General features: G+C 46.4%; 15 protein-coding genes. All 15 read left to right on the forward strand.

Translation table 11 applies throughout. The features are described 5' to 3' along the window. The first annotated feature begins 148 nt into the window (after positions 1–148). The 15 genes from GJQ68_RS17510 to GJQ68_RS17580 all read left to right on the forward strand — a co-directional run bounded on the left by GJQ68_RS17510 (position 149) and on the right by GJQ68_RS17580 (position 23,736). Positions 149–454: a RagB/SusD family nutrient uptake outer membrane protein gene (locus GJQ68_RS17510; RefSeq protein ID WP_162418592.1), complete on the forward strand. Its 306-nt coding sequence runs from the start codon at positions 149–151 to the stop codon at positions 452–454. Positions 455–511: 57 nt separating this feature from the next. After that, positions 512–1,441 carry a dihydrodipicolinate synthase family protein gene (locus tag GJQ68_RS17515; RefSeq protein WP_162418593.1) on the forward strand — a complete coding sequence of 310 codons (930 nt, stop codon included), beginning with the start codon at positions 512–514 and terminating at the stop codon, positions 1,439–1,441. Between the two features lie 10 nt (positions 1,442–1,451). Beyond that, entirely contained in the window at positions 1,452–4,151 is a 2,700-nt protein-coding gene (locus GJQ68_RS17520; protein ID WP_162418594.1) for a sodium:solute symporter family transporter, read from the forward strand. Positions 4,152–4,234: 83 nt separating this feature from the next. Beyond that, positions 4,235–5,752 carry a sialidase family protein gene (locus GJQ68_RS17525; protein ID WP_162418595.1) on the forward strand — a complete coding sequence of 506 codons (1,518 nt, stop codon included), beginning with the start codon at positions 4,235–4,237 and terminating at the stop codon, positions 5,750–5,752. Positions 5,753–5,904: 152 nt separating this feature from the next. Continuing rightward, positions 5,905–8,685, forward strand: coding sequence for an outer membrane beta-barrel protein (locus GJQ68_RS17530; protein WP_162418596.1), 2,781 nt, complete (start codon positions 5,905–5,907; stop codon positions 8,683–8,685). 115 nt (positions 8,686–8,800) lie between these two features. After that, positions 8,801–9,199 carry a GlcG/HbpS family heme-binding protein gene (locus tag GJQ68_RS17535; protein WP_162418597.1) on the forward strand — a complete coding sequence of 133 codons (399 nt, stop codon included), beginning with the start codon at positions 8,801–8,803 and terminating at the stop codon, positions 9,197–9,199. 188 nt (positions 9,200–9,387) lie between these two features. Then, the gene (locus GJQ68_RS17540) at positions 9,388–9,921 is read left to right on the forward strand and encodes an RNA polymerase sigma-70 factor (RefSeq protein WP_162418598.1); all 534 of its coding nucleotides are present in this window, start codon (positions 9,388–9,390) and stop codon (positions 9,919–9,921) included. Positions 9,922–10,109: 188 nt separating this feature from the next. Then, positions 10,110–11,084, forward strand: coding sequence for a FecR family protein (locus GJQ68_RS17545; RefSeq protein ID WP_162418599.1), 975 nt, complete (start codon positions 10,110–10,112; stop codon positions 11,082–11,084). 115 nt (positions 11,085–11,199) lie between these two features. Then, positions 11,200–14,529, forward strand: coding sequence for a SusC/RagA family TonB-linked outer membrane protein (locus GJQ68_RS17550; RefSeq protein WP_162418600.1), 3,330 nt, complete (start codon positions 11,200–11,202; stop codon positions 14,527–14,529). Between the two features lie 12 nt (positions 14,530–14,541). Continuing rightward, complete coding sequence (locus tag GJQ68_RS17555; protein WP_162418601.1) at positions 14,542–16,179, forward strand: RagB/SusD family nutrient uptake outer membrane protein; 1,638 nt, start codon at positions 14,542–14,544, stop codon at positions 16,177–16,179. 367 nt (positions 16,180–16,546) lie between these two features. Then, positions 16,547–18,121 carry an arylsulfatase gene (locus GJQ68_RS17560; protein WP_162418602.1) on the forward strand — a complete coding sequence of 525 codons (1,575 nt, stop codon included), beginning with the start codon at positions 16,547–16,549 and terminating at the stop codon, positions 18,119–18,121. Positions 18,122–18,650: 529 nt separating this feature from the next. Then, positions 18,651–20,123, forward strand: a complete 1,473-nt coding sequence (locus GJQ68_RS17565; protein WP_162418603.1) for an alkaline phosphatase D family protein — start codon at positions 18,651–18,653, stop codon at positions 20,121–20,123. A 101-nt stretch (positions 20,124–20,224) separates the two neighbouring features. Beyond that, the gene (locus tag GJQ68_RS17570; protein ID WP_162418604.1) at positions 20,225–20,620 is read left to right on the forward strand and encodes a RagB/SusD family nutrient uptake outer membrane protein; all 396 of its coding nucleotides are present in this window, start codon (positions 20,225–20,227) and stop codon (positions 20,618–20,620) included. Positions 20,621–20,696: 76 nt separating this feature from the next. Then, entirely contained in the window at positions 20,697–22,142 is a 1,446-nt protein-coding gene (locus GJQ68_RS17575; RefSeq protein ID WP_162418605.1) for a sulfatase, read from the forward strand. Between the two features lie 145 nt (positions 22,143–22,287). Next, entirely contained in the window at positions 22,288–23,736 is a 1,449-nt protein-coding gene (locus GJQ68_RS17580; protein ID WP_162418606.1) for a sulfatase-like hydrolase/transferase, read from the forward strand. The last annotated feature ends 3 nt before the right edge of the window (positions 23,737–23,739 follow it).

Raw genomic sequence — 23,739 nt, forward strand, 5'->3', positions numbered from 1 at the left:
CTTCATTTAAAAGTGATAAAAATTGTTTTATAAACATATCAATAAAAAAAAGCCATAATTAATATGGAAAACATCAAGCCGATTTCTTCTTTAAAAGAGATCTAATGGATATTAAATAAGAAAGGCTTCATTTTAAATTTTGTTAAAAATGGGAGCCCCAGGCTTAATACCAACCAATATAAGACAAAGAGCATATGGCGATCAGTTTTCAGCAGTTGAATACAGTGATTCAGGCCAGGAAGCCAACGATGAAGCGATTCTTCAGGAAAGGATGCTGGAGTTGGCGTTTGAAGGCAAGCGTTGGTTTGATCTGGTGAGGTTTGACCAGGCATTTGAGCGGGTCCCCTCTTTGCAAGGCAGGAGCAATGAACGCCACCTTTTGCTGTGGCCAATATCCCTGGGCACCATTAGTTTGAATGCTAAAATTGAACAGAACCCGGGATACGGGAATTGAGAGGAACTAGAATGGAAGCCAAATAGTATCTTTGGCTTCCATTTAAAAATAGAAAATATGAGATTTAAAAAAATTGAAGGGCTGATTGCCGCTACTTTTGCTCCCTATAATGGAAAAGGGGAAATCAACCCGAATATCCTATCCAACTATGCCTATTCTCTGAAAACCAATGGCATAAAAGGGGTTTTTATCAATGGCACAACCGGCGAAGGGGCATCTCTGAATCTGGAAGAAAAACAAATTTTAATGCAAGCCTGGGCCAGGGAGCAGACAGAAGCTTTCAAGGTCATGGCCATGCTTGGGGGAACTAACCAAAAAGAATCGATCATACTGGGTAAACTAGCGGCGGATTTGGGGTTATATGGGGTGGCTGTCACAGCGCCCTATTATTTCAGGCCTGGTAATGTGATCCAATTGGTGGATTACATGCAGCCCATCGCTGCTACAGCTCCCGACCTGGCTTTTTACTTCTACCATATTCCGCTGCTCACCAAAGTAGATTTGCCCATGGTAGGATTATTGGAGGCTGTAACCGATAAGATCCCAAATTTTGCGGGTATCAAGTACACCCACCATAACCTGATGGAATTTAACCAGTGCCTGCGTTTCAATCATGGCAGCTATGATGTGCTTTGGGGCTGGGATGAGACCTTTTTAGCCGGACTGGCCATGGGGGCAAAAGGAGCCGTAGGCAGCACCTATAATTTTGCAGCACCCCTTTATCAGGGCATTAAAAAAGCCTTTGATGGGGGAGATTTGTTAAAGGCATTGGCACTTCAGGAAAAGTCAATTGATTTTATCAACTTGTATGGAAGATTTGGGGGACCGGCTGCTGGAAAGGCTATATTAAAGCTTTGTGGCATCGATTGCGGTGATTTCAGGGCACCAGTAAAAAACCTGGACCCGAAAATGCTGGACACCTTGAAAGCTCAATTGATGGCTCAGGGATTTTTTGATTTTTCAAACCTAAATACCCAAGATTCATGAAATCCCTGCTATGGTAAAAGTGTATAAATCAATTCTTTTTTGCCTGATTTTGTGTCCATTTCTGTGGAGCCAACTCTGGGCACAGGAAGTACCGAAGACCTATGGTGATTATAATTGGGAAACGGTAGCAGAGCTGCCGGCCTGGCCGGAGCAAAGTGCTTCCCTGGGATATGCCGGAATGTATGCCGGTACTCACAACGGGGCATTGATACTGGCTGGGGGAGCTAACTTTCCAGATAAAAAACCCTGGAAGGGAGGGGAGAAAAAATTCTGGGATAGGATTCACGTGCTGGAAAAAGATAAGGCAAGATGGGTGGAGGGTATTGATATACGGCTTCCGGTAAACATGGCCTATGGGGCATCGGTAAGTACGCCCATAGGGCTTTTCTGTTTAGGGGGAGAGAATGAAGAGGGGTACCACAACAGCACCTGGTGGATATCCTGGGACAGCAATAATCAAAAAGTTGCGTTGAAAGAAGGTATTGCTCTTCCCATGAAACTGGCTAATGCATCAGCTGTTTATGTCGAAGGTTATGTTTACCTGGCAGGAGGTGAAAATCAGGAGGTATGGAATCGATTTTACCGGCTTGACATCAATGACCCCGGAGCGGTGTGGGAGGCATTACCACCTATTCCGGGACAAGGCCGGTCTCATGCGATGATGGCCGTGCAGCATGACGGCAGGGAGCAAAAAATATTTTTAGCCGGTGGAAGAAGAAAGCAGACAGATGCGCCTGCCTACTTTTATGACGATTTTCTGTCCTACTCCCCGATGAGGAAAGAATGGGTAAGCCAGGGAAACATAGAAGATGGACAGGGTAAGACGATTCCTCTGGCAGCAGGCACAGCAGCAGCTTTTGGTTCCGGGCACATCTTGCTGTTGGGTGGAGATGAAGGAGTATTGTACCGGCAGCTGGAGCAAATTGCTCTTGATCTGGAGGATGCTACTTTGAGTAGGTCAGATTCCTTACAGTTGATAGCAGAAAGAAATGGCATTTTGGATGCGCACCCGGGTTTCAGTCAAAGGGTATTGGCCTATCATGCGGTGACAGGCACCTGGTCCCGGCTGGCCGATATGCCGTTCCAGGGCCCGGTAACCACTACTGCTGTATTTTGGGAAGGGGAACTTATTCTGCCTTCGGGAGAAATTAGCCCCGGAACCAGAACTCCTGCCATCCGTGGGATGAAACTTTCAAAAAAAGAAGGTTTTGGCTGGGTGAATTATTCAGTTCTGGGTTCGTACCTGGGAATTTTGGTGGTTATGGGGATTATCATTTCCAAAAAACAAACCTCTGTTACAGATTTTTTCAAGGCAGGAGGAAGGGTGCCCTGGTGGGCTGCGGGAATCAGCGTTTTTGGTACTCAGCTCAGTGCCATCACTTTCATGGCGATCCCTTCCAAAACCTTTGCCACTGACTGGACACTGTTTTGGCTACTCATGACGATCATAATGGTTTCTCCCATTATCATTTTTTGGTTTTTGCCTTTTTTCAGACGGCTTAACCTCACCTCAGCATATGAATACCTGGAGATGAGGTTTGACAAAACCGTTCGCCTGCTGGGAAGCCTGATTTATATCGCCCTGCAGCTGGGAAGGTTAGGCATCGTATTGTTGCTGCCTTCTCTGGCACTTGCAGTGATTACCGACATTGATGTCATGACCTGCATCCTGTTAATGGGTGTGTTGAGTATTTTGTACACCGTCTTGGGGGGAATTGAAGCCGTCATATGGACAGATGTGATCCAGGTGGTGGTATTGTTGGGGGGAGCCCTGATGTGTTTGGTGTTGATGGTATTCAGCATTGATTTGAGTTGGCAGGAATTGGCTACCTTTATCATGGAGGATCAAAAAATGAAGCTATTTGATACCCGGCTGGATTTCACAGGAACGGCCATTTGGGTCATCTTACTGGGAGGCTTGGCCTCAAATATTGTACAGTATGGCAGTGATCAAACCGTGATTCAAAGGTACTTGACCACCAAAGACGAATCCTCAGCCGCCAAAAGTATTTTGACAGGGGCCTTGATGGCATTGCCCTCAGCCCTGATTTTCTTTTCTATAGGGACGGCCCTGTATTTGTTTTACCTCAGCCATCCCCAGGAATTATCACCTGTCATGTCCAATACCGACAGTATTTTCCCCTGGTACATCGTTACCCAATTGCCCAATGGGGTGTCAGGCTTACTGATTGCCGCTGTTTTTGCGGCGGCCATGTCCAGCCTGGACAGCAGCATGAATTCGGTGGCTACCGTGGTGACCACCGACTTTTACCATCAATGGTATCCCCGCGACGGGGAAGGTAAAAATTCCCTCCTTTTTGCCAGGTCCATTACCGTAATCGTTGGTTTATTGGGGACAGGTTTTGCTCTGGTGATGGCCAATATGGGCATTCCTTCGCTCTGGGACCAATTCAATATGCTGGTCGGCCTTTTTGCTGGCGGGCTGGGAGGCATCTTTCTGATTGGAATACTTTCCTCCAGCACCAATGCAAGGGGAGCGCTGATCGGCATTTCTGGCAGTGCGGTCATTCAGGTTGCGATCAAGTATCAAACCGAGCTGAGCATCCACCTTTATGCATTGACGGGTTTGGTGAGTGCCATGGTGCTGGCTTACCTGGCCAGTAAATGGTTTCCCAGGTCAAGCAAAGAAAAACTGGCAGGCCTTACCCTCAAAACCATGGGTAAAAGGGTAAAAGAGGAATTGGCCTGAAGGCAAAAAAGGTAATAAGGAGGTCGTTAGGGAAAACCATAACAGGCCAATACAGAAAAAACGTAACTATTAATCAATTGACTATGAAACTGCTTAACATTTGCTTACTGATTTTAATATTGTCTGGCTGCCACAGCGAAAAAAATTGGCCATTATCAGAAGACATGGCCTGGAAGCAGACCTATGTTCCTGTAATTACAGGAAAAGCTACCACCATAGGCCGGCTGGAAATGAATTTAAAAACGGAGAAAAGCTTTAACGGGATGGGATTGGACCTCGAGTCCGACATAGAAATAGTCGACGTTTCCCTTTTCCGGATACTGGATAATGAGCCGGAAAAAATGGGGTCTTTCAAAGCTACAGATGGCCGATGGTTGTTGGAGGCAGAAACGGTTTTGCCGGCAGGGAATCAGCAACTCGATATCGCCATAACTACGGGAAAAGACGCTGATATAAAAGAAAGAATAGATTTAAAGGTGACTTATGTGAATTTGGCAGGTGAAAGTGTCAGGCCTCAGGGGCAGGAAAACCTGATGCCGTACCGCCTGGCAAAAGGTCTCAGAAACAAGGGGGACGATGGGGTGCATACCTACAGGATTCCAGGTCTGGCGACCAGCAAAGCGGGAACACTGCTGGCGGTATATGATGTGCGTCGTGAGCAGGGAGCTGATTTGCAGGGAGATATTGATGTAGGCTTAAGTAGGAGTACGGATGGAGGTCAAAACTGGGAACCCATGAAAATCATCATGGATATGGGAGCGTGGGGCGGCTTGCCCCAGGATCAAAATGGGATAGGAGATCCTGCCATATTGGTAGATGAAGAGACGGGCACCATCTGGGTAGTGGCTTTATGGTTGCATGGGAAACCCAACACGGCAGCCTGGAATAGCTCCGGTCCGGGTCTGAAACCGGAAGAAACAGGGCAGATGATGTTGGTAAAATCGGAGGATGATGGAAAAACCTGGTCTGCACCCATCAATATCACAGAACCTATGAAAGACCCCTCCTGGAACCTTTTTTTCAATGGCCCGGGAAAGGGAATTACCATGAAGAATGGCACCTTGGTTTTTGCGGCTCAATATAAGGACGCTGATAAAATGCCCTACAGTACCATTATTTACAGTGAAGACCGGGGAGCGTCCTGGAAGGTAGGTACAGGTGCCAAATCCAATACCACGGAAGCTCAGGTGGTAGAATTGGCTGATGGAAACCTGATGTTAAACATGAGAGACAACAGGGGAGGTTCCCGATCTGTGGCGGTCACAGCGGACATGGGAAAAACCTGGACGGAGCATCCCAGTAGCAGGTCTGCCCTGATTGAGCCGGTATGCATGGCCAGCCTGATCAATTTCAATGAGGAGGTATTGTTTTTCTCCAACCCGGCCTCTACGGAAGCCAGACAGGATATTACCATAAAGACCAGTTTGGACCAGGGAAACAGCTGGCCGGAGGACATGCAGGTATTGTTGGATCAGGAGAAAAGTGCCGGGTATTCTTGTCTGACCATGATTGACAGCGATCACATCGGTATCATTTATGAAAGCAGCCAGGTCCATTTGGCTTTTCAGATCATCCCATTAGAGGATTTGATCAAGGAATAGGTATGAATTTGAATAAGAAACCATCTACCGTCCACTCGTTCGGAATTTACCCCATTAATAGAATAAAAATTTAATTGTCTACAATTTTTCGTATTTTAGGAGTAATATTTATCGAAAAAACCGATTTTCCATAAAATATTACCTAAGCCAACATGTTAAAAATTGTATATTTATCATTTATTTTTCTACTAATCGGTGGTTCTGTATATTCTCAGGCTACTCTTAGTGGAAAGGTACGGGATAAGGCTTCTAAAGAGACCCTTCCCGGCGCCTATGTTTTTGTAACTACCACCGAGGGTGATACCTTAAGCACCACGTTCACGAACGAAAATGGTCGCTTTACATTCGATAGACCGGTTCAAAGCAGCCTGGAAATCAAGATCAGTTTTGTGGGGTATGAGAACCTGAGTAAACTAGTCGAGAATACCAACAAGAGAAATTTGGGAACGTTTGAATTAGTGGAGGAAGGAAGTTTACTGGAAACCTACGAGCTGGAAGCCCAGACCATGGCAGGCCAAATGAAAGGAGACACGGTATCCATGAATGCGGCTGCTTACCAGACAAGAGGCCAGGCCAGTGCTGGCGAATTGATTCGGAAAATGCCGGGAGTGGTCATGCAGGGAGGTACCATTGAGGTACAGGGGGAAACCGTGGGGCGTGTTTTGGTGGATGGAGAGCCGTTTTTCGGGGATGACCCAGCCATGGCCATGCAGAATTTACCCGTTGAAGTAATCGACCGGATAGAATTTTTAGATCAACTCAGCGATCAGGCCCAGCTAACAGGATTTGACGATGGGGAAACCATTAAGACGATCAATATTATCACCAAAAAAGAAAAACGAGGCGGCACATTTGGTCGTGTGTTTGCCGGGTATGGTACAGACGACAATTACCTGGTAGGTGGGAGCGTGAATTTCTTTAATGAAGCGCAACGTATTACCGCCCTGGGATTGAGCAATAATATCAACCAGCAAAACTTTTCGGCTGATGACTTGTCGGGAGCCTTTGGAGGTGATGATAACCGGCGGGGTGGAAGAGGTCGTAGAGGTAATCCCCTTACCACCCGGGAAAGGCCGGGCATTACCCATACCAATGCCATTGGATTAAACTTTACTGATAAATTTGATGACGGAAGGGCCAAAATTACCGGGAGTTATTTTTTCAATGAAAGTAAGAATTTTCTGAACCGAAATTCCTCCCGGGAGTATATTCTTCCCAGTGATAGCTTGCAGCTTTACGATGAAATCAGAAATAGCGAAAATAATAACCAGAATCACCGCCTGGACCTTCGACTGGATTACGACATGTCTGAAAAGCATGCCATCATTTGGCGGCCTCGTGTAAGGTATGAAAAAGGAAGTTCGTATAGCCTGCTATCGGCTCAAAATTTGTTTAATCCCAGCACTCCCATAAACGAGACTGAAAACACCACCTCGGGAAACAATGAATCGTTTCGGTTTTTAAGTGATTTTACCTATCGGTATAAGTTTAATAAAGAAGGACGAACGCTTTCAGCAAAGTTTGATACGCGTATGGATAATGACAATCGGGATTCCCGGCTGGTATCTGTCAACCGTGATTTTCAGACCCAAAATTTGGATAGTTTGATTCAAAATTCCCTTAGCGAATCCAGTTCCTTTAATTATGAATTCGAAATCGAATACAGTGAGCCTATCGGAGAGCATTCACAGGCAAGGCTGGAATACGAGGTGGGAAATGACCTGGGCAACACCTTGCAGGAAGTGTCCCAGCGAGAAATGGAATCCACTCTTTTCGAGTTGGACTCGACCCTTTCCAACGAGTTCGAAAACACCTATCTGCAACACGAGATTGGTTTGGGGTACCGGTACAATAAGGATAAGATCAGGATTTTTTCTTCATTCGACTACCAAATTTCAATTCTGGATAGTGACAGAGTTTTTCCCGGGTTTGAAAATACGAACCGCACCTTCCGGAACTTTGTACCCCGAATGGTATTTATTTACGACCCGAATGAAAACACCAACATCCGGATTTATTACCGCGGAGATACAGATGCCCCATCCGTTAGACAGCTACAGGATGTCATTGACAACAGCAACCCCATTCAAATATCTACCGGTAACCCCAATCTGGACCAGGAATACGAGCACCGCCTGTACACTCGTATCCGGAAAATGAACCCGGAGACCAACAGGTCCTTCTTTATGTACCTGGGAGCTAGGACGACAAGTAATTACCTTGGCAATGCTACTTATATTGCCAGCAGAGACACCCTGATACAAGGTGATGTTTTGCTGAGGCAGGGAGGACAGCTCAACAGACCGGAAAACCTGGACAATTACTGGGATCTGAGAAGTTACTTTTCCCTTGGCTTTCCACTCAATTTTATGCAAAGCAATCTGAATCTGAGTGCCAGAGCTGGCATTACCAATCGGCCCGGGCTGATTAATGAACAAACCAACTACAACCGAAATATGTATGTCGGACCTGGAATCGGGATTAGTAGTAATTTAGGAGAACATCTGGATTTTAACCTGTCCACCCGCGGGAATTACAATGTAGTCCGCAGCAGTTTGCAGGAAAATCTCAACAACAACTATTACACGCAAAGTACCCGGCTGGATTTATATTGGAATTTCACCGGAGGCTTTTTCTTCAGCACCAATGTGAACAATCAACTATACAAAGGCCTGGGAGAGGAGTTTGACCAATCTGTTTGGCTGATGAACGCTGATCTGGGTTACCGCTTCCCACCGACGGAACAATTTGAACTGAAAATGACCATATTTGATTTGCTCAATCAAAATACCAGTATTGATAGAAATGTAACCGATGTGTATGTAGAGGATACCCGGACGCAGGTAGTGCAGCAGTTTTTTATGATGACGCTTACCTATAATATCCGGAGTTTTGGTGGCTCAGCGTCGGCATCCCGGATGATGGGTAACTAATGGAGAATAGGAACATCTGTCCTAATGGCATCGTTTGATGGCGAATATTTGTTATCTTTATCCTCTAAGGCCGCACCAATAAGAATAAATACTAATTTATAAAACCCTCAAAATCATGAACATTACCCTGAAACAAGCTGAAAAAGTAATGGAAGCAGCAAAAAAGAAAGCGGCGGCTATCGATACAAAGATGGATATATACGTCGTCGATACGGGTGCAAACCTTACGGCATTTGCACGCATGGACGGTGCCTGGCTGGGCTCGGTAGACATCAGTATCAAAAAGGCAAAAACCGCCATGTACTTCACCATGGACACCGAGCAGTTAAGCCCTTTGGTACAGCCCGGAGCCCCTCTGTATAATATAGAACACTCCAATCAAGGCTTGATTACTTTTCCCGGTGGCGTTGTTTTGAAAAATAAAGAGGGGACGATTCTGGGAGCGATCGGTGTTTCCGGAAGCACGGTGGAAGATGATCACGAGGTGGCAAAGGCAGGAGCGGAAGCATTATAGCCTGTACCAACCGGATCATAACTGATCAAATTTCCCTTGCCTTCAGTGAGATGAACTCCAATGTCTTGCTGAAGGTTTTTTTGTTTTCGGGTGCTGGTTTTTTAACGATTTAGTAGGAGGTTGTTCCTTTGGTTAAAGGAAAAAAATCATTATCTTTTCCAATACAAGTCAATTAAACCCGATAACAAATGACCGATCAGGAGCTTTGTCAGAAGCTTTATGAGGGCGACAAAAAGGCTTTTGATGGCATTTATCAGAAGTACTGGAAACGGCTCTTTTTATATGTTTATAAACTTACCGATGATAGGTACCAAAGTGAGGATATCGTGCAGGAGGTTTTTGTAAAACTTTGGCGAAGAAGGCAGGCCAAAAAGATCAATCAATTGGAAAATTATCTATTTAAATCTGCCAAATATGGTGTTTCCAATCTGATCAGGGACCGGAAGATCAGAATTCCATTGGAGGAGCATGTTTCTAATCTTGTGGATGAAGTGAATGCTAACCTGTTGATGGAAGAAAAAGAAACCGAACGCATCATTCGGGATAGTATCAGCAGCTTGCCTTCCCGGTGCCAGGAGGTCTTCATTATGAGCAGGGATAATTTTCAGAGCAACCAGGAAATCGCTCACCAGTTAAATCTTTCTGTCCGAACGGTAGAAACCCAAATCCACAAGGCTTTGAAATTTATTAAAAAAAACCTCGGGCAAATTTATTTTTGGTAATCCCGTTTAGGAGAAAGGATACTTCGAAAAAACTAATTTTTAGGTTTAATATTTAATTTTTATTTCGTATTCATCTTTTTCATCCAAAATTTATTTTATTTTTCACCAAAGAAACCGGTAAAAATATTCCATAGGCGTACGTAGTAGTGCTTCCTTTTGTGTCTACCTTTTTAAATAGACCCTTAGGCATGAGTAAACACGTATTTTTAGAACTATTGGAAAAGCAGATCCGTGGTCTTACAAACGAACGTGAAGACCGGCTAATTGATGCCATTTTTGAACGGATGGAACGTAGGGGATTGCATCGGAAGCTGGATGCCACTGAGGAGGAAATCAGGGAAAGCATCAAAGCGAAGATAGAGCTGGAACTGAAGCCCCAAAAGAACTATGAATCGGTATCCAGGATGTTGGCCATAGTGGCTGTGGGCTTCGTTGGAATAATGATGATTGCCTTTGTTTTGCTTCCTACTGAAGATGCCGCTTCTTCTGCTCAAATGAAAGAGCGAATTACCAATGAAAATCAAAAGGCGACGATTACCCTTAAAGATGGCAGTAAAGTGCACCTAAACGTAAGTAGTAAACTGAGTTTTCCGGATCCGTTTGAGTCAGAGGAAAGAAAAGTTTCCCTGGAAGGAGAGGCTTTTTTCGAAATAGCCCATGATGCGTCCCGTCCTTTTGTAGTTGAAGTAAATGAGGTAGAGACCAAAGTGTTGGGTACCTCATTCAACGTGAATGCCTATCGCGACGATAAAGTGGAGATTGCTGTGGCCAGTGGCAGTGTGGGGGTAAGGGAAAACCATGATATCAGAGAGGCAACGGAGCAATACCTGATATTGAGTCCGAAACAAATGGCGGTAGTGGATAAAATTAACCATAACGTTTCGGTCGAATCCATAGATGTAGACCAGTACCTGGCTTGGCGTTCCGAGTCCATCAGTTTTGATTTGTTGCCTTTTGACAGGGTAGTGGAGCGACTGGAAGCGGTGTATAGCATGGAGATCGAATTGGAGGGCTATAAGGAAGGGGACTGTCTGGTGAGGGCCAACTATGTCAATAGAAGTCTTTACCATGTATTGTATAGCCTTAAAAACGTAGTGGACTTTGAATACGAACCCGGTGAAGGGAGAAGCATGAAAATATATTATAAGAGATGTAAATTTTAACCGCAAAAGATGCCTATGGAAAAATAACCAGCAATGAATCCGGAGCTGCGGTAACAGCCCCGGATTCTGGCAACGGGTAGTACCCATCAACGATTAACAATAAACATTTAAAATTATGAAAATTAATTTACTAAGGCTAATTGTGTTTTACTCCAAACGAACCTTGAAGTATTTCCTGCTACAGATGCTGCTCATTCAATCCATCATGGCAGAACCCTCCTCCAGTCAGGGCCTGGAGGATTACCAGGTCACGTTAAGTGCCCATAACCAAAAACTGGTCCGGGTGCTTTCTCAATTGGAAAAGCAAACCGATTTTGTGTTTGCCTACAACCAAGAGGTAGCCAGGGATGATTCCAGGGTTACGTTGAACATGACCGCAGATTTAAGAACCATCCTTCAAAAACTAACCGAACAGGTGAATTTTGATTTTAAAAGGGTCAATGAGAATATTTTTGTGACCCGACATAAGGGGATGGTACTCAATAATCTGACTGATTATCTTTCAAACAATGGAGGGCTTGAGGAAGACTGGATCGAAATTTCGGGGACCGTGGCGGACGAAACCGGCCAGCCCATTCCGGGAGCAACCGTAATTGTGGAAGGGACCAACCAGGGGACGGTGACCGATATCGATGGTAATTTCACTATTAATGCCGATGAAGGCGAGGTAATACTGATTTCTTTTATCGGCTACCAATCTCAAAGGATAACGGTGGCCAATCAAACCAACTTGGATATTGTCCTAGAGGAGGATCAGTCGGACCTGGAGGAAGTGGTGGTAGTCGGTTACGGAACCCAGCGAAAAAGCGATCTCACAGGAGCAATTTCCTCCGTGTCCAGCGAGGATCTGAAGGAAACACCGGCAGGGAATTTTCTGGAACAATCCCAGGGAAGGCTGGCAGGGGTGGACATCGTCCGGGCCAACGGGTCTCCCGGCTCTCCGGTACAAATCCGTATCCGGGGCAACCGGTCGATCAATGCCTCAAATAATCCGCTGTATGTGATTGATGGTATCCCTACCAGTGCCAATATCAGTGATTTTAACCCCAACGATATTGAATCCATGGAAGTATTAAAAGATGCCAGTGCGGTAGCTATCTATGGTTCCAGGGGTGCGAATGGTGTGGTTTTGATTACCACCAAAAGGGGCAAGACAGGAAAAGCCGTCATCAGCTACGATGGGTATTATGGGGTCAAGCAACCCATTCAAGACCTGAACCTGATGAATGGGCAGGAGTTTGCGGCCTATTCCAGAATTGCCAGGGGACATGCAGGGGATGATTCCAGTTTTGACGGCAATTTTCTCGCACCGTTAGAAATCGAAAACCTACAGGCAGGCAGATTTACCGACTGGTTGGATTTAGCTATTCAGTCGGGAAGCCAGCAGGACCATCAGGTGTCTGTAAGTGGCGGAACGGATAAGATCAATTATTACGTGTCCGGTTCCTTTTTTAATGAAGACGGCTACATTCCGGGTACCAATTTTGAACGAACTTCGGTAAGAGTGAACCTGGAATCGCAATTGACAGATAAACTTCGATTGGGCCTGAGCGGAACGGTCAGCCTTAGCGAACGGAACCAGATGTCCAATGCGCCTTATAACAACTCCCTGGGCTATTCCCCCCTGGTAGGACCTACGGACGAAGAGGGTAATTTCCTGGCTTTTCCCAATCCCCGGGAAGGGCTTCTTGCCAATCCTTTGTTGAATTATCAACCCTATCAATATGTAGATGAGACCCGCAGGAACCGGATATTCGCTAATATTTTCGCCGAATACCAGTTCAATGACCACTTGAAACTGCGTGTAAATTACGGACCTGACTTTAACATAGCCAGAAGGGGAAGGTATACGGGTAGGCTTGAAGGGAATATTAACCAGGGATCTATAGAAAACGACTTGGACTTTGCCTATACGCAGGAAAACATTCTATCCTACGACCGAACCTTTGGCAAACATGCGTTGAATCTGGTGGGTTTGTTTTCCATTCAGGCCAGTCGATTTGAAGAATCGTCTTTATCCGGGCAAGATATACCCATCGAGAAATCCCTTTTTTATGATTTGGGCAGCTCCTCTACGATCACTGGCATAGGCAGTTCCCTGGGCGATTGGGGACTGATGTCCTATATGGGGCGTGTTAATTATCGTTATGATGATAAGTTTCTGTTTACCCTGACCGGTCGGGCAGACGGTTCTTCCCGCTTGGCAGAAGGAAATAAATGGGCCTTTTTTCCGGCGTTTTCTGCAGGCTATATCCTGACAGAAGAGCCGTTTTTACAAGGCAGCCAGGTATCATTTCTCAAACTTCGCGCTGGCTACGGTGAGGTAGGCAATACTGCCATTGACCCCTTTCAGACCTTGGGTGGCTTGGAACGCACTACCTATATTTTTGGAAGCAATGCTGGATTTGGGTACGGGAATAACCTTATTCCAAATCCTGACTTGAAGTGGGAGATTTCGAAGACGGTAAATGTCGGATTGGATTTTGGGTTTTTGGAGGACCGGATAAGCGGATCCCTGGAATATTACATCACCAATACCAGTGATTTGCTGCTTGACCGCTTGCTTCCCATTACCTCTGGTTACAATTCGGTATTGCAAAATATTGGAAGTACCCGTAACTCGGGTTGGGAGCTTTCGGCTAATGCCAATGTGCTCAACCGCCCTTCGGGGTTCCGTTGGGATGTAAGTATGAATGTTTTTTCCAACCGCGAACAAATTACGGAACTGTTTGAAGGTCAAAGTGACGATGTGGGCAATGAGTGGTTTATCGGCGAGCCGGTCAATGTTTTTTATAGTTTTGATCAGGCGGGTATCTGGCAGTCTGACGAGGCAGACCTGGCAGCTGACTTTGGACAGCAGCCAGGAGATATTCGCATCAATGATGTGAATGGAAGGGATGAGGACGGAGAACTGACCAAGCAACCGGATGGAAATATCAATGCGGACGACAGAAAAGTCCTGGGCTCTACGGTACCCAACTGGTCCGGAGGTTTGACCAATAGGGTGTCCTTTAAGGGGTTTGATTTATCGGTACTAGTTCACGCGCGGATGGGCCAAATGCTAAGAAGTGACTACCATAATTTGGGCGGAAACAACTGGCAGGGAAGGTACAATGCCATCAATATGGATTATTGGACAACTGACAATCCAAGCAATGCTATCCCGCGACCCAATGCAGGAGAGGCACCGCTTTACTCGGATGCGGTGCGGTATTTTGATGGATCCTACATTAAGATCCGGAACATTGCGCTCGGATACAATTTCAATGCGAATTGGATCAGTAAATTGGGCATGAGCTCTGCCAGGATTTATTCCACCGTAAACAATGCATTTATTTTTTCACCTTATTCAACGGTAGATCCTGAAACGTCCAATGGCATTGTGGGAGGGGGAAGCCCCCTGACCACGGCTACGTACATTTTTGGTTTGAATCTGAAATTTTAAATTGTTCCTGAAATGAAAAATATAGCATTAATACTCGGACTAACGTTTTTACTTGGTTTAAGCGCTTGTGAGGAGGTCCTGATCGAGGATCCGGTAAGTCTGGCCACAGCAGATGGATATTATGTCACCGCAGCAGGTATTGAGGATGGCCTCAAAGCTTCCTATACCAGATTGAGGAGCTTTTATGGACAGCAAAATGGCTTTTTCCTGACCGTTACCGGAACCGATATCTTCACCAATGGTTTTGGCGGCATTGCCAATAACCCACACATTAATAATTATTCACCCAATTTTCTGGGAACTAGTGGAACAGTGACAAATATTTGGAATAACCTTTACATAGGCGTAAACCAATGCAATACAGTGGTTAACAGGGTTCAGGATGCCACCGGATTATCAGAACAAAGAAAGGCAGAAATCGAAGGCGAGGCGCGTTTCCTGAGAGGCTTGTATTATTTCCACCTGGTACAGCAATGGGGAGATGTGCATTTTTCCCTGGATGAAACGGCAGGGGTGGAAACAGAAGCCAACAAGACTCCGGTAAATACCATTTATGAAAATGGCATTCTTCCGGACCTGGAATTCGCCGTTGCCAATTTACCCGAAAGTGCATCCGAACCCGGAAGAGCTTTCAAGGCGGCTGCCGAGGGATTGCTAGCCAGGGTTCAGTTAACCCGGGGAAATTGGGAAGAAGCAGAAAGGTTGGCCGCCAATGTCATAAGCAATTACAGTTTTGATTTGGTGACCCCTTATGGTGACTTGTGGGATATCAATAATGAGGATAATAGTGAATTTATCTGGACGGTACAGTTTACCGACGACCCCTTGCTGAATGGACCGGGTAATTCTGGTCACCTGTATTTTATATTTGATTATACCTTTAATCCCACCATGGTCCGGGATACGGAAAATGGCAGGCCATTTCAGCGGTTTTTGCCTACCAATTATCTTTTTAGCCTGTATGACCGGGAAAAAGATGCCCGCTGGAACGGTTCATTTAAGACCGTTTGGTATGCCAATATTCCCGGGGAAATCAACGGCCATCAGGTTAACCCGGGCGACACGGCCATTCATATCGTCATGGAGCCGGTTCCGGACGAAGTAAAACAGGCGGCCCCGTACTGGATCATTGATTACAAAGGCAACTGGATAGGAGATGTCAGCGCTTATCAGGAAATCGGTACCAATCAACGTAGAAATTACCCTTCCTTATTGAAGTTTCTGGATCCCCTGCGACCCAGCATCAACGAAACAGCGGGACGGCGAGACTTTCCGGTGATAAGGTTGGCAGAAATGTACCTGATTGCTTGCGAAGCGGCCTGGAGACAGAATGACAATGCTGGTGCAGCAGACTATATAAATGTACTGAGAACCCGGGCCGCCCTGCCTGGAATGGAGGAAGAAATGCAGGTGGCTCCCGGAGACATTGATCTGGATTTTATACTGGAAGAAAGAGCCCGGGAATTGATCGGCGAAAAGCACCGCTGGTATGACCTGAAGCGTACGGGGACCCTGTTGGAAAGGGTACGGCAGTACAATTTGGATGCTGCTCCCAATATCCAAGACATGCACCTGGTTAGGCCAATCCCCCAGACCCAAATTGACCGGGTTGGGAACCCGGGTGAATTTCCCCAAAATCCTGGTTATTGAGGATCCCTAAAATCCGCAAACCTGTCAGGTTTTTGTCAATATTTAACCAATAACTGAAGTTAAGAAATTGAAACCTGACAGGTTTTTACTCTCAGAATCCTGGTTATTGAGGATCCCTAACATCCGTAAACCTGTCCCGTTTTTGTTGCTATTCAGCCAACAGCAAATGTTGAGTAATTGAAACCAGATACGTTTGTACCCTTTCTATTGAATTTAGGGTCATGCGGCGGAATTAAGGTAAGTAGTTAACAATGGAGGACCCCGGTACCATATCCGGGGCCTCTTTATATTAAACGCCATGAGATATCCATTTCGAGGCAAAGGATAACCATACCTATTTTCACAACCATCCTATCAACCGTTTCCAATGAAAAGCCAACCGACATTTCTGTTTTTGGGTTTGATGTACTTAACTCTGAGCTGTCAAACGCCTGGTGAAACCCTGGGAGATGAAAGACCTAATATTGTCATCATTATGGCAGATGATCTGGGGTATTCCGACCTGGGATGCTACGGGTCCGAAATCGCTACGCCAAACCTGGATGGCCTCGCAAAAGATGGTCTAATGTTCCAGCGATTTTACAATGCCGCCAGGTGCTGCCCGACCAGAGCCTCCTTGCTGACGGGTTTATATCCCCATGAAGCCGGTATGGGAGGGATGGTCAGTTCGGTGTCCAGCGACCCGGAACCCGGACCCTACCAAGGCTTTCTGAATAAGGAATCCGTTACGATTGCGGAAGTACTTGGGGAAGCCGGTTACGCTACCTATATGTCCGGAAAATGGCATGTTGGCGAGAAGAAGGAGCATTGGCCCAGAACACGGGGCTTTGACCGGTATTTTGGATTGATCAGTGGCGGCAGTAGCTATTTTGAGCTGGACAAAGGCTCTGAACGCCTACGCCAAATGGCCTTGGACGACGACCCCTGGGAACCTCCCAAAGATGACTTTTACATGACGGATGCCTTTTCGGACCATGCGGTGCAATTTGTCCGGGAGCACGGCGAAAGCAAAGCTGAGAATCCCTTTCTACTTTATCTCGCCTATACGGCACCTCACTGGCCCCTGCACGCCTTACCGGAAGATATTCGAAAGTACGAAGGCCGGTATGCCATCGGCTGGGATTCTTTACGGCAGGAGCGGTACGGAAGGCAGCTTCGCCTGGGGGTATTAGATCCTGATTTCCGTCTCACGCCAAGAGAAGAGGGGGTGTCTTCCTGGGAAGCAGCGGCTGATAAAGCCGACTGGGAAAAACGAATGACGGTTCATGCCGCCATGGTCGACCGGATGGATCAGGGTATCGGTAAGTTGGTCCGGGAGTTGAAAGCGAATGGAATGTATGACAACACGCTAATCGTTTTCCTATCCGATAATGGGGCCTCTCCTGAAAGTATTGCCGGAAGGAACATGCATGACCCCAATTCCGAAATAGGCTACCCCGGTTCTTACGTTGCCTTTAAGAAACCCTGGGCCATCGCTTCCAATACGCCGTTCAGAAGATACAAACGATGGCTGGAAGAAGGAGGGATGACCACTCCGATGATTACTCATTGGCCCAATGGAATCACACAAAAAGGAATTACCAGAGAAACGGGTCATGTGGTGGATATCATGGCCACCTGTTTGGAATTAGGTAACACGGCGTATCCGGAACGCTATCAGGGAAACCAACTAAAACCGCTGCGTGGGAAAAGTCTCGTACCTGTTTTTAAAGGGGAGCAAATGGAGCAAAACCGGGAGTTGTTTTGGGAGCATTTTGGGCATCAGGCCATGCGAAAAGGGAAATGGAAAATCATTTCCAAAGCTCCCGAATTTGACTGGGGATTATTTGACCTGGAAAAGGACCCCACCGAACTCAACGAAATCGGCAGGCAAAATCCACAAATTCTTGAGGAAATGGTTAAAGATTACGCTAGTTGGGCTGAAGAGGTTGGTGTCAGATAGAAAATCAATGCAGGTATAAGGCTATCATTTAACCTGAGTTAAAATATGCTTTAGTATGATTTGTTGCTTTCACCTATTCTTGAGCTAATAAGTTCTTGCTTGAGAGAAGAGCCACTTGAACAGTTATCCAAATCCTATTTTCAACGGCTCTCCGTTAAGAGATAGGGAGACTGGCGATGTAATTACGTGGCCAGACATTCGTGAAAAAACAAAATCACTCCTTCAAAGGGAGAAAGGAGGATTTAGGGACGAAAATGTATCCAATAAAATAAATATTCTGACCACGTTTGATACCAGGCTGTTAAAGCAGTAGGTTCTAATAGCCAATTAAGGTATAAAGCGCATACAGATCACAGGATTTTTATTTAAATTCAAGCATCGGCATCAGCAAGTCAGGCAAACAGCCTGATCAGAGTAGATTTGGCCTGAATTTAAGGTTCAGTTGAGTAAACACCTTAAATGGTTTATATCACCTTATGATCCAGTTTGCACAGGATGTCCTATGTACCCAATTAAAACCAAACAATCTATGAAAAAAGCAAACAGAAGAGGATTTTTCAAGAAAACAGGGATAGGCCTACTTTCCCTGATGGCCATTCCAAAACTCCTTGCCCATCCCCTCCATAAATTTCTTAATCTGGTTTCAAGATCAGCTACCGGTGTTTTTTTTACCAATGGATTTAAAATGGCTGAGGTAGGACAAGAATCCGCCATGCTCTGGACCCGGCTCTGTGGGCAGGAATTTCCCCAGCCGGTACGTCATCAGCGGGAGGAAAAGGTATTCCGTCACCCCATAGATTTTGATGAGGAGCAGCCGGTAGCTGAAATGGATGGAGCGGTAATGGGTTCCCCGGGGCGGGTCAGGGCAAAGGTAAGCACCAAAAGTGGTCGATCGGTTTATATTTCTTCCTGGCAGACGGCGGAGTCGGCAGCTGATTTTACCGTAAAAATTCCCGTAAAGGGTCTTGAGCCAAATACCGCCTATCAGGTGGAATGGGAGGCGAAACCATTGGAGACCGAAACCATCAGGAAAGAAAGCGGCAGTTTTCGTACCCCGGCTTCCGAAACAGATCCGGTGCCGGTATTTTTCACCACCTCTACTTGCCAGTATTTCTGGAGTTTCGATGATGAGCGCAGGGGATTTCAAACGTATGATAGCATGCGAAGGTTAGCACCTGATTTTTTTATCCATACCGGAGATTACATCTATTACGATAAGCCCGGACCGCTGGCCAAAAACCTGGAAAAGGCCCGGCATAAATGGCATGCCATGGACGGATGGCTCTCCTTACGGGATTTCTACAAGGAAGTGCCGGTATATATGGTCAAGGACGACCACGACCTGCTCAAGGACGACATGTACCGGGGCAAGGGACCTTATGGAGAGTTGACCTTTGACGATGGACTGAAACTATGGTACGAAAACGTGCCCATAGAAGGTAAGCCTTACCGAACCCTTCGCTGGGGCAAAGACCTGCAGGTATGGCTGGTCGAGGGAAGGGAATACCGCTCGGAAAACACCATGGAAGACGGCCCGGGGAAGACCATTTGGGGAGAAGAGCAGAAGGAATGGTTTCAGGAAAGTGTAAAAGCCTCGGATGCCACCTTTAAGATCCTGTTTACCGCTACCCCGGTAGTGGGCCCTGACCGGGAAAAGAAAAGTGACAATCATGCCAATACTAGTTTTCAGCACGAGGGAGAATGGTTAAGGAGCTTTCTTTCGAGTCAACCCAATATGTATGTAGTCAATGGGGACCGTCACTGGCAATATGTTTCAAAGGATACCGAAACTGGCCTGATGGAATTTGGATCGGGTCCCGTAAGCGACTACCATTCCCAGGGCTGGAAAGAAGGAGACGTGCGTCCGGAGCATCGGTTTTTGCGGCTCAAAGGAGGATTTTTAAGCATTCGGGTAGCTCGCGATTCCGGAAAACCTGAAATTCTGTTTGAACACCGGGATGTACTGGGAGCCGTGGTGCATTCGGAGATGTTTGAGGGATAATTACGGGAAATTCTAAAATCCCGGATGAAGTTTTACCTAAAGCTGGAAAATATGGTAAATTTTTGCTTAATTTAATCTCGTTAGCTATGATAATGGATTAAGTGAGAAAGCATTCCCTACGTAAAGAATCCGAAATAGACCAGACGGTTTATGAAGCGATCAACGAAGTCAGGCAGCGCGAAAGTGTAGATTTGCCAGCCATCACACCTGAAATGGCTTCTACGGCTGATGCGTTAAGAGAACTTATCCGGATGGAAAGGTCGGTAGAACTAGCATACGAAGGATTCCGATTGTTTGACATCCGTAGGTGGCAGCTGGCAGAACAGGTCATGCCGGGTGTGCCCATGGGCCGGTATTATGAAGAAGATGGGGAATGGAAACAAATACGGTTAGATGGATTTGACCGTTCCTTTGATCCAGCCAGGGATTACCTTTGGCCCATTCCTCAGCGAGAGCGGGAACTGAATACCAATCTGACACAAAATGCAGGCTATTGATTTAAAAATCCCTCCGGCTTTTTTCGGAGGGATTTTTTGTCTTTTTTGCAATTCACAATCCCTAAATAATAAATCCATGATCAAAAAAAAATTACTAGTTGGGCTGCTCCTGATGGGTTGTTTTTCCACCTTTGCACAGTCCAGCGAAAAACCCAACATCCTCTTTATCATCTCCGATGATCTGACCACTACGGCTGTTTCTTCCTATGAAAACAGTGCGGGATATACGCCCAATATTGACCGGCTAGCCAGCGAAGGGACCCGCTATACCCAGGCATATTGTCAATATCCGGTTTGCGGGCCCTCGCGCGCTTCCATGATGTCGGGATACTATCCGCATGCGACCGGCACTTTCGGTTACGTCAGTGGCCGGGAAAATATTGGCCCGGACAAGAAGATGTGGCCTCAACTTTTCAAGGAAAACGGCTGGCACACCGCCCGGGTAAGCAAAATTTTTCACATGGGAGTGCCGGGCGATATCGAAAAGGGCTCCAACGGTACGGATGACGAAGCTTCGTGGAACGAAAGGTATAATAGTCAGGGGCCGGAATGGACTGCCGAGGGGGAGGCTGAACTGGTTCAAAACAACCCCTATGGCTTATTGCCTAGAAAAGGTGGAAACGTGATGACCATTGTCAAGGCCGATGGAGATGACCTGGTCCATTCCGATGGGAAAACCGCGCAAAAAGCGTCCGAACTGATACGGAAATTCAAAGACGAGCCCTTTTTTCTGGCCGTAGGCCTGGTGCGGCCCCATGTACCCTTTGTGGCACCCAGAAATTATTTTGAGCGGTATCCTTATGAGCAGGTAGTGCTTCCACCAAAGGTGCTGGGTGATTGGGATGATATTCCCGAGAAGGGGATAAATTACGTTACCACCCTGAATGCGAAAATGACGGAAGAGCAACAGAAAAAAGCCATTGGAGCTTACTATGCTTCCGTCACCTATATGGACGCACAGGTAGGTAAAATACTACAAACCCTGGAAGAAGAAGGCCTGGAGAAGAACACGATCGTGATCTTTACTTCCGACCATGGGTTTCACCTGGGGGAACATGATTTTTGGATGAAAGTCAGTTTAAAAGAAGAGTCTTCCCGGGTTCCCTTGATTGTCAAAGTTCCCGGGAAAGAAGCGCAGGTCTGTCATTCCTTCGTCGAACTGATTGATCTGTATCCGACCATAGCCGAACTTGCGGATATAGAAACGGAGGACGAAATTCAGGGTATTAGTTTCGCCCCAACCTTGGATGATCCAAGCTATCATACAAGGGATTTTGCTTTCTCCGTCAATGTTTGGAGGGGCACCCATACCTTTCTGATCCGAAATGAAAAATGGGCCTTTATCCAATACGGAGAAGAAGGGGAGGATGGAATGGAGCTGTTTGATATGGAACAGGACCCCAAGCAGTACACCAATCTGGCTCAGCTTCCCGCCTACCAGAAAACGGTGGAGCGCATGCAGGACATCCTCCGCCAAAAACTGCAGGAGATCCGGGAAAACGACCTGCCGGAAAGAGGCTAAAAAAAACATAAAATGGATTTTGTTAAATGATAGATTACCTGTAGTTTATACTGAGTTGACTCAATGGTATTTTATCACATACTGGTCCCTTACATCTGCCTGGACAAGCTGAAAAAAACCACTATCTTGACCTGAAACAAATGATATGTTAGGAATTTACAAACCAAAAAAAAGAATATCCAGCATGCTATACGGGCTGATGTTAGCCTTGGTAATGCTGTCTGGCCGGATAGCAGGTGCCTTGCCGGAAAGTGTTGGTGTCGCTACTGACCCGCCTCCAAATATACTGATCATCACGGTTGACAACGTTGGGTACGGAGATCTCAAACCCTTTAACGATGCTTCTACCATAATCACCCCAAATCTGAATTTGTTGGCGAGCCAGGGGGCACTGTTGACGAACTTTTACACGGCTTCTCCTACCTGTACGGCTTCACGGGCGGCATTGCTTACCGGAAGGATTCCCCAACGAAACAAGCTGTCCGAACAGTTGGTAGGCCTTGAAGGCAATTATGGTATTGGCCTTTCACACTCGGAAATCATTTTACCTCAACTGGTGAAAAAAAGTCCGCACGGCTATGCAACTGCTGCTTTTGGAAAATGGAACATTGGTTTTGCCCCCGGGTCCAGGCCTACCGAACGAGGGTTTGATGAATTTCTGGGCATTGCCTCCGGAAACGCCGATCATTTTACTCATGTATATGCCGGTCGCAAAGACCTGTACCACAATACCACCGCCATCAACCGGCATGGGGAATACAGCACGGATTTGTTCGCCAATGCCGCCATGGAGTTTATCACAGAAAAATCTTCCCAGGAAACCCCCTGGATGGTTTACCTTCCGTTCGATGCGCCCCACCATCCGGGAGACAGGAACGTTGATCCCGGCGAGCCTAATAGTTGGAAAGCACCGGAAGATGCTTTTGAGCCCTATGATTTTGGTCCTGAGGTAAAGGATCCCAAAAAAAGATTTCAGGCTGTGGTCACTGCCATTGATAGGGCGATCGGCAGGCTAATGGAGCGTTTGGATGAATTGGGTATTTCGGACAACACGTTCGTGTTTTTCTACTCAGACAATGGAGCCTTTTACCCTTACCTGGATATTCAATCCAATGCGCCATTTAATGGTGCAGGGGTCACGCTTTGGGAAGGAGGGATCCACGTCCCTGCCCTGGCAAAGTGGCCGGGAAAAATCAAGGCGAACTCCATCATAAGCACCCGTCTCTGGTCACCGGACCTTTTTGTTGGGGTGGCAGACCTTGCAGCAGCAGAACTGCCTCAGGATCGGTTTATTGATGGCAAAAACCCCATTCCGGTACTTACAGGCCAGACCATTCATTCGCCCCATGCTTCCTTATTCTTTAAATACCGATCCCATGAAGCACTGATATGGGGGGATTATAAGATTTTAAGGGAGAAGCCCGAAGATCCGTGGATGTTGTTTAACCTCAGAGAAGATCAGGCCGAGACGAAGAATTTAGCTGAATCACATCCCGATTTGGTTCGAAAAATGGAGGAACCCTATCGGCTGACAGAAGCGGAAATTAACAGCTATTTGGAAAGAGAGCAAAAGAAACGTAATTTTCAACGCTAAAAA

It is taken from the genome of Cyclobacterium roseum (genome assembly GCF_010119225.1).
Classification (GTDB): Bacteria; Bacteroidota; Bacteroidia; order Cytophagales; family Cyclobacteriaceae; genus Cyclobacterium; species Cyclobacterium roseum.

Excerpts from the sequence above, each read along its gene's own strand:
- GJQ68_RS17550 (WP_162418600.1), top strand. The coding sequence starts at position 11,200 with ATGAAAATTAATTTACTAAGGCTAATTGTGTTTTACTCCAAACGAACC.
- GJQ68_RS17560 (WP_162418602.1), top strand. The coding sequence starts at position 16,547 with ATGAAAAGCCAACCGACATTTCTGTTTTTGGGTTTGATGTACTTAACT.
- GJQ68_RS17525 (WP_162418595.1), top strand. The coding sequence starts at position 4,235 with ATGAAACTGCTTAACATTTGCTTACTGATTTTAATATTGTCTGGCTGC.
- GJQ68_RS17535 (WP_162418597.1), top strand. The coding sequence starts at position 8,801 with ATGAACATTACCCTGAAACAAGCTGAAAAAGTAATGGAAGCAGCAAAA.
- GJQ68_RS17575 (WP_162418605.1), top strand. The coding sequence starts at position 20,697 with ATGATCAAAAAAAAATTACTAGTTGGGCTGCTCCTGATGGGTTGTTTT.
- GJQ68_RS17520 (WP_162418594.1), top strand. The coding sequence starts at position 1,452 with ATGGTAAAAGTGTATAAATCAATTCTTTTTTGCCTGATTTTGTGTCCA.
- GJQ68_RS17510 (WP_162418592.1), top strand. The coding sequence starts at position 149 with ATGGGAGCCCCAGGCTTAATACCAACCAATATAAGACAAAGAGCATAT.
- GJQ68_RS17555 (WP_162418601.1), top strand. The coding sequence starts at position 14,542 with ATGAAAAATATAGCATTAATACTCGGACTAACGTTTTTACTTGGTTTA.
- GJQ68_RS17565 (WP_162418603.1), top strand. The coding sequence starts at position 18,651 with ATGAAAAAAGCAAACAGAAGAGGATTTTTCAAGAAAACAGGGATAGGC.
- GJQ68_RS17530 (WP_162418596.1), top strand. The coding sequence starts at position 5,905 with ATGTTAAAAATTGTATATTTATCATTTATTTTTCTACTAATCGGTGGT.
- GJQ68_RS17540 (WP_162418598.1), top strand. The coding sequence starts at position 9,388 with ATGACCGATCAGGAGCTTTGTCAGAAGCTTTATGAGGGCGACAAAAAG.
- GJQ68_RS17580 (WP_162418606.1), top strand. The coding sequence starts at position 22,288 with ATGTTAGGAATTTACAAACCAAAAAAAAGAATATCCAGCATGCTATAC.
- GJQ68_RS17515 (WP_162418593.1), top strand. The coding sequence starts at position 512 with ATGAGATTTAAAAAAATTGAAGGGCTGATTGCCGCTACTTTTGCTCCC.
- GJQ68_RS17545 (WP_162418599.1), top strand. The coding sequence starts at position 10,110 with ATGAGTAAACACGTATTTTTAGAACTATTGGAAAAGCAGATCCGTGGT.